The sequence below is a fragment of the Pseudobdellovibrionaceae bacterium genome (assembly GCA_023954155.1).
Classification (GTDB): Bacteria; Bdellovibrionota; Bdellovibrionia; order Bdellovibrionales; family UBA1609; genus JAMLIO01.
Genome location: JAMLIO010000009.1, coordinates 25,179 through 40,802, shown reverse-complemented (window position 1 = coordinate 40,802; position 15,624 = coordinate 25,179). Strand labels below are relative to the sequence as shown.

4 protein-coding genes, 2 tRNA genes and 2 rRNA genes are annotated in these 15,624 nt (G+C 43.9%); 5 read left to right on the top strand and 3 right to left on the bottom strand.

The window, feature by feature from the left end; translation table 11 throughout:
- Window positions 1-49: 49 nt before the first annotated feature.
- The gene (locus tag M9899_10285) at window positions 50-361 is read right to left on the bottom strand and encodes a cupin domain-containing protein (GenBank protein MCO5114543.1); all 312 of its coding nucleotides are present in this window, start codon (window positions 359-361) and stop codon (window positions 50-52) included.
- Between the two features lie 210 nt (window positions 362-571).
- Here M9899_10285 and M9899_10280 point away from each other — a divergent pair, with 210 nt between their 5' ends.
- Both M9899_10280 and M9899_10275 read left to right on the top strand, forming a co-directional pair.
- Window positions 572-1,048 carry a hypothetical protein gene (locus tag M9899_10280; GenBank protein MCO5114542.1) on the top strand — a complete coding sequence of 159 codons (477 nt, stop codon included), beginning with the start codon at window positions 572-574 and terminating at the stop codon, window positions 1,046-1,048.
- 171 nt (window positions 1,049-1,219) lie between these two features.
- A tRNA-Ala gene (locus tag M9899_10275) sits at window positions 1,220-1,295 on the top strand.
- A gap of 59 nt (window positions 1,296-1,354) precedes the next feature.
- Here M9899_10275 and pbpC read toward each other — a convergent pair.
- Window positions 1,355-3,817 carry a penicillin-binding protein 1C gene (gene pbpC, locus M9899_10270; protein MCO5114541.1) on the bottom strand — a complete coding sequence of 821 codons (2,463 nt, stop codon included), beginning with the start codon at window positions 3,815-3,817 and terminating at the stop codon, window positions 1,355-1,357.
- Window positions 3,795-9,620, bottom strand: a complete 5,826-nt coding sequence (locus M9899_10265; GenBank protein ID MCO5114540.1) for an alpha-2-macroglobulin family protein — start codon at window positions 9,618-9,620, stop codon at window positions 3,795-3,797. Before M9899_10265 ends, pbpC begins: the two co-directional genes overlap by 23 nt.
- Window positions 9,621-10,455: 835 nt before the next feature.
- On the opposite strand from M9899_10265, the gene M9899_10260 reads away from it, so the two are divergent.
- The 3 genes from M9899_10260 (at window position 10,456) to M9899_10250 (ending at window position 15,461) form a co-directional block, all read left to right on the top strand.
- Window positions 10,456-11,966 (top strand): 16S ribosomal RNA (locus M9899_10260).
- 128 nt (window positions 11,967-12,094) lie between these two features.
- Window positions 12,095-12,171, top strand: a tRNA-Ile gene (locus tag M9899_10255).
- A 363-nt stretch (window positions 12,172-12,534) separates the two neighbouring features.
- Window positions 12,535-15,461, top strand: a 23S ribosomal RNA gene (locus M9899_10250).
- The 16S and 23S rRNA genes sit together here with 1 tRNA gene alongside, the layout of an rRNA operon.
- Window positions 15,462-15,624: the final 163 nt, after the last annotated feature.

Genomic DNA, 15,624 nt, shown 5'->3' with positions numbered 1-15,624 from the left:
CGGTTACCAAGGCGGAGTGATGAGCTGTGAAAGGAAAGTCTAGACTATTTTAAGAATGAAAAACTTTTTGAGCATAAATGCTAATACAAGGTTCATCGCCGCGCACCTCTTTAGCATGTCTAGTGTTAGAAGGAATTAGAATGCGATCTCCTGCACGGAGTAGGAGTTTATTGCCCGCAATGTTCATCAAAAGTTCCCCGCTAACAATCATGCGGACTTCGTCAAAGGGCTGCTTATGCTCTGTCACAGTCTGTTTGGGGAGATAGATCTCCTCTTCTGGCTGTAAGCCTTCTACTCGAAATATATGCACAATTTGCTCTTTTGTGGGCACCACAGGAGCCTGCCATCTAGTAACAATCATGCCTCCACACTAGGGCCAGCTCAGCACTTTCGCAACAGATTTTTATTTTGAGACACAAAAGTAGGGATTTGCCAGAATGTGTCTAAGTTTATCACAGGACAATCTGCCAAAAATTATTGAAAACCTAAATGTTTTCCCTGCTTTGGCGAAAAGCTATTAAAGAATGAGATAGGGCCGAATGGATTAACAAAGGTTCTTTTAAGGAAGCAGATGGGAAGTTTGGAAGATATCAAAATATTTTTGGAAACCGAGGGCAGTGGCCTACAATTGATCCATTCAATCAAAGGCGAGCACGTCTTAGTTCAAAAGACCGATGGCAAAACTTTAAAACTTAAACCTGAAACCGTAGAGGCCGTATTGAATCGCCAAGATTCTGAAGGCAACCCCTTTTTACAAGTGAACTTTTTGGATGGCCACAAAGTCCTTTTAACCAAACACCTTATTGGTTTTAAACCTTCTAGGGTTTATGGTCTAGATGACCAAAGATTACCTAAGGTTGTAACCACCCCCGATCTATTAAGCATCATTGATGTGATCACTGACGAAGACCACTTAGACACCCAAGAGTTTGATGTTCTGAGAAAGGTCTATCTGTCCATCGTTGACGGAGGGGAAGCCGTAGGCTTTGACCTTTCCAAAGAAAGAGAATGGCTAGCCCAAATGACTCTTTTCGCCGCCAACGCTTAATATTCATCTCACTTAAAAACAAAAACTGCATACTCTTTAAGCTGCAAAACATAGCCCCCCCTTAGAGGTGGGCTTTTTGTTCGTTAGGGGTGGCACTTTGGCGGCAATCCATAGAAAATAATCTTGACCTTTATCTAAAATTCAATGAAAAATAACGCTTCGACCTTTAGTGGGGGCATAGCTCAGCTGGGAGAGCATCTGATTTGCATTCAGAAGGTCGCAGGTTCGATCCCTGTTGCCTCCACCAATTTAATCCATCATTGATATGAGTAGTAAAAGCCGAGCCGTATGTAGATTTTTTTGAATTTAACGTACAATCTGTAACTCTGCTTTGACCGAATCCGAGCGCCCCAAATCATCAATAACAGTAAAAGTGTGTGTCCCTGATTTTAAGGCTTTATAAAGTAAGGGCTCACGGCTTTTGCTTTTGCCAATAAAACTTTTATCTATAAACCAATAAAGTTCAGAGCTATCACTGTCCGCAGTGGCTTCAAGGGTGAGGGTGTTCTGCCCTTCGGCGGTGGTTAAACTTTTTAAATACGTGATGTCTTTTTGCGGAGATGTGATCTGAGGTTTTTTACCCAAGTGAGCCGTATCACTCAACCCACATTCAGGAGAAAAAGCAGGTGCCAGTTTGCGATGTATCCCCGCTTGTTTAAAAAGTCTTTGCAAGTCTGTGGGCCAGAACTCATACACTTTGATTTCTGTTTGTGAGGTCATGCCCGTACAGCTTCTAAGTCCCGTGATGCGATCAATGGGTACAGGTCGATGCACGTCACAAGATGTGATCGGCGAAACTCCTGATTGAAACCATGTTGGGGTGGTATGGGGGCAGTGCTCATGCGGCAGATGCCCCGAGACCGAACAGACCTCGGCTCTTTGCAGATCCAAACCCGTGGGATTATTCCAAAAAGGCTTTTGAAAGTCAGTCTGGCTTAAACCGTCGGCAATCTGAAAAAACAGAGGTGCAGCCAGCTCAATCCCCACAAAGGCAGGATTAGGTGTGTTATCAAAGTTTCCTAACCACACCACAATTGTATAAGGCCCCATAACTCCCGCAGTCCATGCGTCCCTAAAACCAGGAGAGGTTCCCGTCTTCCACGCCACAGGAATGGGGTCAGACACCCACTGGGCTTGATAATTCTGATAAGGCTTAGGTGTACCTGCTAGAATGTCTAAGGTCACAAAACTGCTCTCTTCAGAAAGCAAAGTTTGAACTCTAGAACTTTGAGAAGTAGCAGAGGAATATACCTGGGTGGTCTTCTCGTCGGAGGTGGAGAGCCGTGAAGCATCTTCAAGGGGGGATGCCACTACGGTCTGTGCGTGTAAGGGGTTAGATGATGCGAAACTCTGCTCACCTTCCATGTCCCAGCGCAAAGGGGACCACTGCCCAAGGTTTGCCAGCATGCTGTACAGATGGGCCATCTCCCAAGGGGACACTTCGGTGCCACCTAAGACCAAACTTAAGCCATAGTGCTTTTCATCATAAGGAAAATGAATGTGCGCCTTTTTTAAAAACTGATACAGGTTGGGGTCCACAAGACGTTGATTCAGACTCACAGCAGGAATATTACGACTGAGCCTCAGAGCCTGCTCGGCGGTGATCGGTCCTAAAAATTTTTGGTCAAAGTTTTCAGGATGATAAGAGGCAAACACCGAGGGCGTATCTTTTAATAAAGTCCTTGGATGGATGAGCCCTTGTTCAAAAGCTAGGGCATACACAAAAGGTTTAAGGGTAGAACCAGGAGAACGTTTGGCCAGCACACCGTTGACCTGCCCTCCAATCTCATCATTAAAAAAATCTTTAGAGCCCACATAGGCAAGCACCTCTTGGGTTTCATGGTGAATCACCAAAGCCACAGCATTCTGCACCCCTAAAGCACTTTTGGAGTTTACAAAGTGACTTAACTTTTTTTCCACCAGTCTTTGAATTTGAAAATCTAGAGTGCTTTTCACCACAAGTTTTTCTGATTCCGATAAAACCATATTGGTAAAATGCGGCGCTAAGAAAGGGAGTTTTTTTAAACGAGTAACCATGTTGGGAATGTCTGGCAAGGTCGCCCATTCTTGGTCTTGCGGATGTTTTTCCAACCACATTTTAGAAAGTTTGGTGAAGGCCTGTTTTAAAACAGGGGACTGGGACGTTTTGTTTGCAAGTCGCCCTCTTTGTGTCGGATTTTGAGGAATAAGTGTCAGCCATAAACTTTCAGAAAGGTGCAGGTCTTTAGGAGCTTTGCCAAATAGCACACGGCTGGCGCTCCCAACGCCCTCTATAGGGCCCCCAAAGGGAATCAGGTTCAAATAGGTTTCTAAAATTTCTTTTTTGGAATGCTGAGCTTCTAATCTTAGTGCATATAAAATTTGTTTGATTTTTCCTTTAAGAGTTTGGGTTTTTAACCCGTATTTAATGCGGGCCAGCTGCATGGTGATGGTCGAAGCCCCTGGGCCTTTGGTGTTTTGCGTATAACTGAAGGCGGCTTTGAGAAGTGAAACGGGATTGACTCCAATATGGTAAAAGAAATATCGGTCCTCATAAAGTAAGACCGACTCCACATATTGGGGATGGATATCTTCTAAAGGAGTCCAAATGCGATACTTCTCATCACCAGACAGAGTCAAGCGCAGCAGTCGACCCTGCCGATCGTAAACTTCTCTGGAAAAAGAAATATGATCGCGCAAAGGGGAGGCAAGCCATCGCCCGCCTCCCACAGTCACAGCCAAGAGGATAAAAAACAAAAAAGCGATCTTATAAAACTTCAATCGTTTCACTCACTCCTCTGTACTGAATGCTCTTGTCATAAAGTGACTCGCCAAAAATAGCTGGCAAATTAAATTTACCTCTATGAGTGGCTCGCAGCTCGTATGTGGTTTGCCCCATCTCGGCGTTGGCATAACCATAAATCACCAAACGATCTTCACGTTTATCAATGTAGTCCACATAAGAGGCAGAGTTTTGATTGACACTTGAACTGACCAATTCAAATCCCGCAGGGAAAAGATCAACAATCACTAGGTGGGGGACTCCTTCGGACTTCAGTGTGCGCCAGCGCACCTTAATATAGATATTATCCCCCATTTTGACTTGTTTGATAGGTGTGCCACTTTGATTTTCCACCACACGACTGATTTCAATGCGCTTTTTGACTTCTTGAGTGGGCAATTCAGCGTCAAATCCACTTTGAGTTAAGCTATAAAAAAGAGGAGTTGGCGCAGTTCCTTTAAGTTGTAGCTTGGTGACACCTAAATCAATTTGAGTTTTAGACACCAACCCCGAAGCCAAGGTCAACTCGCTGGTCTTTCCATCTTGGAAGGTTTGCTCAGTTTTAAGTCCTTGAGGAAATCCATCCTTATTCTTTTCATTATCCAAAGAACTGAATGCCAATAGAATATGAGCTGCAGAGTTTGTATTGTACTGACCATTAAGAAGTGGGTTTAAAAGAGACTTCCATGTTTCATGGTTCAACACAGAAGCTAGTCGTTCTGGAAAATGTTGAGCAATGATTCTAAGATAAACTCCATTACGAATCGCAGAATCGTAGTAGTATTCATAATTACTGCTGATCTTCTCATTCATCTTAACACGTTTTAGAATATCCCACCCTTTGTTTTTATTTTGAATGATTTGATACAGGCCCGCCAGATATATGGCTGTTACATCTTGCTCCCACTGACCTTTAAAGTTCTTTTCTAAAAGTTGTTCTAGGTACACCAAGTCTGATTTTGGGTTTTCACCATAGCGTGCTCGCAGATAAAGCGATTGAGTGAACATGCGAACCTGATGGACATTGCCAAAGGCTCTGAGGTCTTGTGAATTTAAATACTCTTTAAGCTGTTCCTGCATCTCTTCTGGAACTTCAAGATTGTGCTTTTGGGCCTCTTGTAAGTAGGTGATCGCGTACAGAGTGGCTGGAGTGTGTGACGACCCCGAGCCTTCGTACAAAGCAAAACCGCCATCAGTTTTTTGTCGACGCTGTAGCATCGAGATCACGTGAGCATGGGTCGTAGAAGCGCGCTCAGTTCCTACGTCATAGGCATAGGTCAGTAATAAAGGCACAGCTTTAGAAACGATCTGCTCTGTGCATCCGTACGGGAAGCTCTCTAGGTACTGCACCAGTGCTGTGCCAATAGATAAAGGTAAGAAGGATAAACTTAAAGATTGAGAAGCCAGCTCAGGAGCTAAAACTCTTGGGTTTGCAATCGTAAGAGGTAAAGAGTCCTGAATGCCCGCTTGAATGGTCGTGATATAAGGTGTGGCGGGCCTGACACTGAGTTCGTGAGAGTACTTGGCACTTTCAGTTCCATTATGGACTTCAAACTTTAAGTTTGCGGCTCCAAACTCTCTACGGGCTTTGAATTTAAAAGATGTTCCTTCTTCTCTACCCACGGGTACATTAAGAGTCTGTTCCGAAGCCCCCGAGACACTCAGATGAGAAGAACTTACGACTTTCACAGTCAGTGAAGACGAGGCATTCGGATTTTCACTTTGATTAGAAACATTCACACCTACTTCAATTTCATCATCTGGGGTGACAAAGACAGGTGTAGTTGGAGAAATAATAAAATCCCCTCTAGAAATAGAGCCTGTTTCGCTAGCTCCTAAACCTTGTTTAGAACTTGCGACCGCCATTATTTTAATAGAGCCATTAAAATAATCAGGCACTTCGTAACTGAAAGTTTGTGGTTTTTGAGAGGCACTTAGCACTCCAGACCAAAAGACCACGGGCTTGAGGGACTTGGCTTTAAAGGGATTTAAGTTGCGTTGTAAGGCTTCGTTAAAATCATCACCTCCAGGAGAGGACGTGTTTTTAAGTACAGAGTACTCAGGCAGCAGTAAATCTAAAAGTTGAAAGGTTCTTACTTGTAAGGCCTGCTTTTTAAAAAAGTGTAAAATAGGGTTAGGCAGTGTGTACTTGGCCACCTGTAAAATACCCTCATCTGCCCCATATAAAATCAGTGAGGTCGGTCGGCTGGCAGAGTACTGAATGTTAAGAGCCTGTCCTGGTTTTACTTTTTCTGGTGCCTGTAAATTCACCTGAGTTTTATATTTATCAAGACTGATCGAAAAAGGCTGCACACCATAGCTTAAGGGACTGGTGTAAATTTCTGAAGAATCTATGGCTCGCAAGAAAGTGACATTGACATAGGCATTCCCAGATACGGTATTAGGAATGCGTATGCGCTCTATCGTAGTGTTTGATTGGGTGGTGAACCACTTTTGAGCAAAGACATTTTCTCTTTCAATGGTGATAAGACCCGAACCTTTATAAGGGGCAAGAATTTGCAGTTCAATCTCTTCCCCAGGCTGGTAGTCCTCTTTGTTTAACACAATTTGCAGTTCGGCATTTCTATCTAATGAACGGGTCAAATTGGTCGTACCCATCACTTTGAATTCAATGCGATTGATCTCTTGCCCCTCTTTATTTTTAACCAGATAAACAAAGTCCCCAGCTTTATCCGTGGGCAAGGTCAGTTTCAGGCCCGACGCAGGAATATTTTTTTGATCTTCGTTCAGAAGAACTTCTTTTTTGATGGACTGATATCGGTAGGTGCCATCGTTTTGTTTCATCAGTGCGGACACATACTGTGTCTCATGCAATTGCAAAGTGACATCCTCCGCCGAAGGCACAAGATCAGAGTTTAAGGCCACCAAATTGATACTTCGTGCAGAGTCTCTTTTAATATAGTTTAAAGACCCGTCCGTCTTATATCCCACAATGGTCTTCCAAGTGCTGGCAAAGACGGAAGCTGAAGCCTCCACACTGCGCCCAGCTCCTGTTTCATAACCTTGGGTACGCAAGATCACAGAGTAAAAGCCTTCGTATTTTTCAAGATCAATATCAAACTCTACTTCTCCATTTTTATCCGTGGTTTTATCCACCAAGTTTTCTTTTACAGTCTGTAAATGCTCTCGGGAGTATTTAAAGATGTAGTCACGGTATTTTTCTGTTCGTGGCACAGTGGGGATCAATTCCAGCTCGCTTTTAATCATTCGATTTTCAGCTGCGGTTCCAAATAAGTTCTTCAGACTGACGCGTGCAGTGAGTTTGGTCAGTGGCACCCAGCCCACAGTTTTAGCAGGGGTGAGCTGTGTATGAATCTTTAGTTTGTCAGGTTGAAACTCTTCAAGCACAACTTGAGTTGAAGAGATCAGCTGATCATAAGTGTAATTGTTGTTGGTCTTGGTCACATACAGTTGGACAACATAAGTTCCTGTAGGGCTGGTTTCTTGAGTGGTAAAGTGAAAGTCTTTTAAACCAAACAGAGGGATTTTTTGTTTTTCTTGTTTGATGTAGTTTCCTCTAGGATCAAGGACCTTCACAACAAGAGGAAGTTTTTCGATCTCAGAAGTGTTCTCCAGATGTGAGCGTAGGATCATTCCAATGTTGACCGTTTCTCCAGGGCGATAAAGTCCTCTATCCGAAAATAACATCGCCGAAAGCTCTTCAGATTGGGAAGGCTTGTGAATGCCTCCTGTATTAAATCTGGAATAGGCCAACTCACGATTGGGAATTTGATAAGGAAGATAAGAGACATCTGCTCCAGACCTTGCCACAATGGCCAAAGGTTTTTTCTCTCTTTGGAAATTAAATTTAGGGAAAACTACATGACCTTGGCTGTCCGTCATCTTGGTCAAAACTGGAATACCGTTTTGCCCCAAGATGTCCACTTTAGCTTGAGCCATAGGTTGACCTGTACGCAAATTTTGCACATACACATACAGTTCTTGGTCGGCGGTGTGTTTGGCAATCATGCCCAGATCAGTGATCAAAATCAGTCGTTCTGTGGAGGGCAGTTGGTAGTAACTGTTTCGCCCTTTTTGAACCCCTCCTGCTTGTAAAGCTTTGGACCTGACATACAGAAATCCAGATCGGGCCTTATGGCTTTTTAGATCCAGAGAAAAATATTGAGTTTCGGTTTCAGAATGAAAAGGAATATTTTGTTTTTCGACTTTTCTTTCTGAAATAAAATCCTCAATGTCTTGATGATAGGGATGGGTAAAGGAATTATTATAAACCATCCTGGAAATTAAAAAGTTAATATGCTCAGGAAGAACTCTGGATATCTCAAACTCCACTTGCTTTACGTTCCTAGCCAGCAAAGGCAGTTTACCGTCCCCTGACAAAGAAAGAATGGCCCCGTCGCTCATAAACATCAGCTCAGGAGTATAATTAGGAGAATAAACAACGTGCTGTACATCCTTCCCCAGTTCGTAATCTCCCATTGCTTTAATGCCTTTGGATAAAGAGAAGTACAAATAACGGTCTACTGGTACAATGATTTTAAAACTGTGAGTTTGGCTGTAGGGCGTAGGGGTGGGAATCGCAATGGGCGTGAGCACCTCGGCGTTATTGAGGGCCGTGCTGTTGATGTCTGATTCGTACCATTCTCGCACATCCTTAGCTGTCACTGTAGCTCCATGCTGCACTTGACGTACTCGATCGTGAGTTTCAGGCAACAAGTACAGCTTTAAGGACTTCAAAAGGTCTTCGGATTTTACTCCCACCTTAGTTTCTAGGGTGATGATCTGTTCAGGCTCAAACTTTTCATTGCGCGCAAAAATGATTTGAGGTTTTTCGACTTTAAAAGCACTGAATTTACCTGGTACATCGACGCTGGCACTTAAACTTTCTGTAGAACCTTGTCCTCCTCGTAAAGATTGTAGATTCTTTTCCAGCTTAAGTTCCACTTGCCTATCGGGCCCCACCATATCCAAGGCAGGAGATTCAATATAAGCTTGGGTGAGTTCGGGATTAAAAGATATGGTAGGTGTTAGACTTTGTGATCCCTTACCTATTAAAGCATTCTCTTTGGTACTAATTTTAAGAGAAACTTTCTTTTTAAAATCTTCAGCATCTAAAGGAATACTGCTGGTCACAGTAAACAGAGCCTTTCTGATTTTATTATTGTTAGGATGAATATAAAACTCACTATTCGTAGTTCTGGGGAAGAGGGCCGCCGTATTAAATTCATATTTGGTTTTTGAAAACAAAAGGTGAGAAGGAAACAGTTTAGTATTTAAAGAGACAGTATAGGTGCTTCCCACTAACCAGTCATTTTGAAAGGCGACAAGGTCTGCTTGGGGCGTAAACACCAAGGACTTATCACTTTCCCAATGCCACGTTCCAGAAAGTGCTGGGGATAGAGTAGGTGCATTTTCAGTGACCTCTTTGCCGATTTGATCCATTGGAGCCGCTGACTTTGAAAAATGAATGCGTAACCCATGAATCTCTTTGGTTTCAGGATTAGTATTTTGAGGGGCAGAGATGCTGACCCCTACATAATCGGGTTTAGGTAAGGACTCGAGGTACTTTTGGTACGCCGAATACCCCGCAACCAGCAGACCACTTAACACCATAGCTCCTAACCCCAAAAAGGCTAGGTATCTGGGTTGGGACAGTTTTGAAGACTGAGCTTTATTTTTAACATTGGCACAAGCGCGGCCTAAAAACGATGAGGTCAATTTATTACAAAGTTTGCTCAGCCAAGCAGGCTTGTCCCACGACAATGCCAACCTCCACTTCCCAAAGATCGCACGAAAAAAACTTAGGATGAACTTTAAAACACGCTTCACGTTTGCCCCCACAACTCTACTTATAGTTATATTTATAAATACGAATAAAGATAATGTTAGAACGCGAAACCCCAAGAGTCCAACAGCAATGCACAAGCATAAGAACTCCAACTTATAATGAATCCAATGCAAATGGCATAAAGTTCACGTACAGGTCTAATCAAAGACGCAAACAAGTTCGCGAACAAGTCTGATGAAAAGCATAAACAAGTTTATGCACTGAAGGAAACAAAATATCTCGTAAACAAAGAGTGTAAATATAAAACAGTTTCTACATAGAGGGAGCGGTAGTGTCTTTGTTAGTTTTTCGTTAAGCCATCAGTTCAACTTTAAGCCTTTTATCACATAAGAGAGGGGGAATGAGCTAATTAGAACCATCTTCCTTGCGTAGGCACATATGGAATGGTCTTTAAACGGAGATAAGGAGGGAGTAAAGCCCAGCAGATCGGGCTTTTTATTCAAAAACAGGTCAAAAAACAGACAAAATGATGTTCTTTTGATCTTTTTTAAAAAAAAGTTTGCTTATCTGGAAATACCAACGTACAAGCTGATCTCACTGAGTTGTGGTGGTTTTGACGATCGAAGGTAACTTCCCGAAATTGTTCAAAAAATAAGCTAAGGCTTTGGTCAAAAAGAAAAATGAAAAAAAAGTTCTTTTTCTTGTTTTTTTCTGTTGACCAAAAAGTTTTTGAGCCTTAGAACCATCCTTCTTGAGTTAATGTTCTTTGAAAACTGAATAGCGTATGGTTTTTGTGCCAAACCCGAAGAAATTTATTTCTTTGGATTTAACAATGATAATTTTAATGATTTTTTATAAAGATCAACTTTTCAATTTAAACTGAAGAGTTTGATTCTGGCTCAGAGCTAACGCTGGCGGCGTGCCTAATACATGCAAGTCGAACGAGGAAAGTACTTCGGTACGAGTATGAGTGGCGCACGGGTGAGTAACGCGTGGATAATCTGCCCTCTAGCGGGGAATAACTTACCGAAAGGTAAGCTAATACCGCATAAGACCACAGTTTCTGCGGAAACAGGGGTCAAAGATTTATCACTAGAGGATGAGTCCGCGTGAGATTAGCTAGTTGGTGGGGTAAAGGCCTACCAAGGCAACGATCTCTAACTGGTCTGAGAGGATGACCAGTCACACTGGGACTGAGACACGGCCCAGACTCCTACGGGAGGCAGCAGTAGGGAATATTGCACAATGGGGGAAACCCTGATGCAGCGACGCCGCGTGAGTGATGAAGGCCTTCGGGTCGTAAAACTCTGTCGTAAGGGAATAACAAAATGAACGTACCTTACAAGAAAGGACCGGCTAACTTCGTGCCAGCAGCCGCGGTAATACGAGGGGTCCTAGCGTTGCTCGGAATCATTGGGCGTAAAGCGGATGTAGGCGGACTGCCAAGTCAGATGTGAAAGCCCCGGGCTCAACCCGGGAAGTGCATTTGATACTAGCGGTCTTGAGTATAGTAGAGGAAGGTAGAATTCCAAGTGTAGTGGTGAAATACGTAGATATTTGGAGGAACACCGGTGGCGAAGGCGGCCTTCTGGACTATTACTGACGCTCAGATCCGAAAGCGTGGGGATCAAACAGGATTAGATACCCTGGTAGTCCACGCCGTAAACGATGGATACTTGGTGTTGGAGGTATTGACCCCTTCAGTGCCGAAGCTAACGCGTTAAGTATCCCGCCTGGGGAGTACGGTCGCAAGATTAAAACTCAAAGAAATTGACGGGGGCCCGCACAAGCGGTGGAGCATGTGGTTTAATTCGATGCAACGCGAAAAACCTTACCTGGGTTCGAAATGTACAGGAAGTCGCCAGAGATGGTGACGCCTTCGGGTCTGTATATAGGTGCTGCATGGCTGTCGTCAGCTCGTGTCGTGAGATGTTGGGTTAAGTCCCGCAACGAGCGCAACCCTTGCCTTTAGTTGCCAGCATTAAGTTGGGCACTCTAGAGGGACTGCCGACGTTAAGTCGGAGGAAGGCGGGGATGACGTCAAGTCCTCATGGCCCTTATGCCCAGGGCTACACACGTGCTACAATGGAGAGTACAGAAAGCTGCTTGACCGCAAGGTTTGGCTAATCTTTTAAAGCTCTTCTCAGTTCGGATTGGAGTCTGCAACTCGACTCCATGAAGCTGGAATCGCTAGTAATCGCGGATCAGCATGCCGCGGTGAATACGTTCCCGGGCCTTGTACACACCGCCCGTCACACCATGAAAGTTGGTTATACCAGAAGCCGCTGAGCTAACTTCGGAGGCAAGCGTCCAAGGTATGGTCGATGATTGGGGTGAAGTCGTAACAAGGTAGCCGTAGGGGAACCTGCGGCTGGATCACCTCCTTTCTAAGGATGATATTTCTGAAACCAATAAAATAACTGCGAAGTTAAATTATGGTGAATGAACATTCTAGGTCTTTCACAAAAACCAAGCTATTCAGCTTTGAAAGAGCGTAAGCTCAATCAAGGCGAGAGGGCCTGTAGCTCAGTTGGTTAGAGCACACGCTTGATAAGCGTGGGGTCGGAAGTTCAAGTCTTCCCAGGCCCACCAACTGTTACAAAGCTCTCGCTATGAAGTTGTTCTTTGAAAATTGAATAAAAGCTCTTACAAATATGTAAGATAAATTATTTTTAATAGTTTATTTTTATGTTTGTAATTGAAAGGTAAAATTTAATTTGAAATAGCCTAAATTTTTTTAACTGTAGTACAAAATGAAATAAAAAAATGCGGTTGTTTCGCTGGATTAAATTTTTACAATGACTGAATTTATGAAAATAAAATGTAAGCATTGTAAGCAATTAAAAATGTATCGATGAAAATCGATATACTTGAGAGAGAACATATCATTTAAGTAAAATTAAATGATTTTTCAAATTTGTTGAGTTGATTCTTAGCAGAGTTTAAGAATACCAATTTAAAGTTTTTAAGAGCTTACGGTGGATGCCTTGGCATCAAGAAGCGATGAAAGACGTGATAAGCTGCGATAAGCTTCGGGGAGTGGCACATACACTATGATCCGGAGATGTCTGAATGGGGAAACCCACCTGTTTTACAGGTATTTCTAAGTGAATACATAGCTTAGAAAAGCGAACCAGGAGAACTGAAACATCTAAGTACCCTGAGGAAAAGAAATCAAAAGAGATTCCCTTAGTAGTGGCGAGCGAACGGGGAAGAGCCCAAACCTAATTTATTTATTTGAATTAGGGGTTGTAGGACTCCAATGTGAGATTCATGATTGTTAGTAGAATAGTTTGAATGACTAGCCAAAGAAGGTGAAAGCCCTGTAAACGAAAACAAGAGTGACTCTAGGAGTATCCTGAGTACCATCGGACACGAGAAATCCGTTGGGAATCTGGGGAGACCACTCTCCAAGGCTAAATATTCCTTGATGACCGATAGTGAACTAGTACAGTGATGGAAAGGTGAAAAGAACCCCGGGAGGGGAGTGAAATAGAATCTGAAACCGTAAGCTTACAAGCAGTGGGAGCACTATTCTAAATGTGTGACCGCGTACCTTTTGCATAATGAGTCAGCGAGTTATCTTTGCAAGCAAGGTTAAGCCGTTAGGTGGAGCCGTAGCGAAAGCGAGTCTGAATAGGGCGATTTAGTTTGCAGGGATAGACCCGAAACCTGGTGATCTATCCATGGCCAGGGTGAAGCGGAGGTAACACTTCGTGGAGGCCCGAACAAGTGTGTGTTGAAAAATACTTTGATGAGCTGTGGATAGGGGTGAAAGGCCAATCAAACTGGGTGATAGCTGGTTCTCCCCGAAATATATTTAGGTATAGTCTCGGATAAATTGTATCATGGAGGTAGAGCACTGAATGGGCTAGGGGTCCTTACCGGATTACCAAACCCAATCAAACTCCGAATGCCATTGATATCTACTCCGGGAAACAGACTATGGGTGATAAGGTCCATAGTCGAGAGGGAAAGAGCCCAGACCGTCGTCTAAGGTCCCTAAATTTAAGCTAAGTGGAAAACGTTGTGAAGCTACTGAGACAACCAGGAGGTTGGCTTAGAAGCAGCAATCCTTTAAAGAAAGCGTAATAGCTCACTGGTCTAGTGGATTTGCGCGGAAGATTTAACGGGGCTAAAGCTTAATACCGAAGACACGGCTGTATAGAGTAATCTATACGGGGTAGGGGAGCGTTCTTATTGGGGTGAAGGTCGAACGTGAGTACGGCTGGACTGATAAGAAGTGATCATGCTGACACAAGTAGCGTGTTAATGTAGGTGAAAAACCTGCACGCCGTAAACTCAAGGGTTCCTGGGCCACGGTAATCGTCCCAGGGTTAGTCGGGTCCTAAGGCGAGGCCAATAGGCGTAGTCGATGGATAAAAGGTTAATATTCCTTTACCTTTCTTTATTTAAGCATAGGAGAGACGAATTAGGATATGCCAGCCTCTTATTGGATTGAGGTGTAAGCAAGTAGGTGGTGTAGTAGGTAAATCCGCTACACTTAACACTGAGATGCGAATGCGAGGGAATTTATTCCCAGAAGTGGCAGACTCCATGGTTCCAAGAAAATCTTCGATGTGTTGTAAAGAAAGCCCGTACCGTAAACCAACTCAGGTGAGTAGGATGAGTATTCTAAGGCGATTGGGTTAAACTTGGTTAAGGAACTCGGCAACTTGACACCGTAACTTCGGGATAAGGTGTGCCTTTGAGGGTGTAATCCTTGCGGATGAAGCCTTTGGAGGTCGCAGTGAAATGGGAGTAGCGACTGTTTATCAAAAACACAGGGCTGTGCTAAGTCACAAGACGACGTATACAGCCTGACGCCTGCCCGGTGCTGGAAGGTTAAGAGGATTTGTTAGCGCAAGCGAAGCTGAGAATCGAAGCCCCAGTAAACGGCGGCCGTAACTATAACGGTCCTAAGGTAGCGAAATTCCTTGTCGGGTAAGTTCCGACCTGCACGAATGGCGTAACGACTTCTCCGGTGTCTCAACCAAGTGCCCAGCGAAACTGAATTCTCGGTGAAAATGCCGGGTACCCGCAGAAGGACGGAAAGACCCCGTGAACCTTTACTCTAGCTTGGCAGTGATCTTTGAGGCAGCATGTGTAGGATAGGTGGGAGACTTTGAAGTTGGGACGCTAGTTCTGATGGAGTCATCCTTGAAATACCACCCTTGTTGTCTTAGAGATCTAACCTGCGCTCATTATCTGGGCGAGGGACACTGTCTGGTGGGGAGTTTGACTGGGGCGGTCGCCTCCTAAAAAGTAACGGAGGCGTGCGAAGGTTCCCTCAGCCTGATTGGAAACCAGGCGTCGAGTGCATTGGCATAAGGGAGCTTAACTGCAAGACCTACAAGTCGAGCAGGTGCGAAAGCAGGTCAAAGTGATCCGGTGGTCCCGCGTGGAAGGGCCATCGCTCAACGGATAAAAGGTACTCCGGGGATAACAGGCTGATACCCCCCAAGAGTTCACATCGACGGGGGTGTTTGGCACCTCGATGTCGGCTCATCTCATCCTGGGGCTGGAGCAGGTCCCAAGGGTTTGGCTGTTCGCCAATTAAAGAGGTACGCGAGCTGGGTTCAGAACGTCGTGAGACAGTTTGGTCCTTATCCTCTGTGGGCGTAGGAAAATTGAGTGGAGCTGTCCCTAGTACGAGAGGACCGGGATGGACAAACCTCTGGTGTTTCTGTTGTCGCGCCAGCGGCATTGCAGAGTAGCTATGTTTGGAACGGATAACCGCTGAAAGCATCTAAGCGGGAAGCCGACCACAAGATTAGTTTTCCCTTAAGACTCCTTCTAGACTAGGAGGTTGATAGGTTGGAGGTGTAAGTGTAGCAATACATTTAGCTGACCAATACTAATATGTCGTTTGACTTTAAATGTGGAGCAATTTTTAGACTTAAATTTTTAGCTTTGCTAAATCAGTGAACTAAAAATTCTATTCTTAAATTCCTCTGCTAAGAATGATTTGAACAAATTTAGAATTTGTTGGATCTCAAAATTTAATTGTCAATTTAATACGCGAAACAAATCGTAATCGTACAA

Coding starts and splice junctions, on each gene's coding strand:
- M9899_10285 (MCO5114543.1), bottom strand. CDS start 361: ATGATTGTTACTAGATGGCAGGCTCCTGTGGTGCCCACAAAAGAGCAA.
- M9899_10280 (MCO5114542.1), top strand. CDS start 572: ATGGGAAGTTTGGAAGATATCAAAATATTTTTGGAAACCGAGGGCAGT.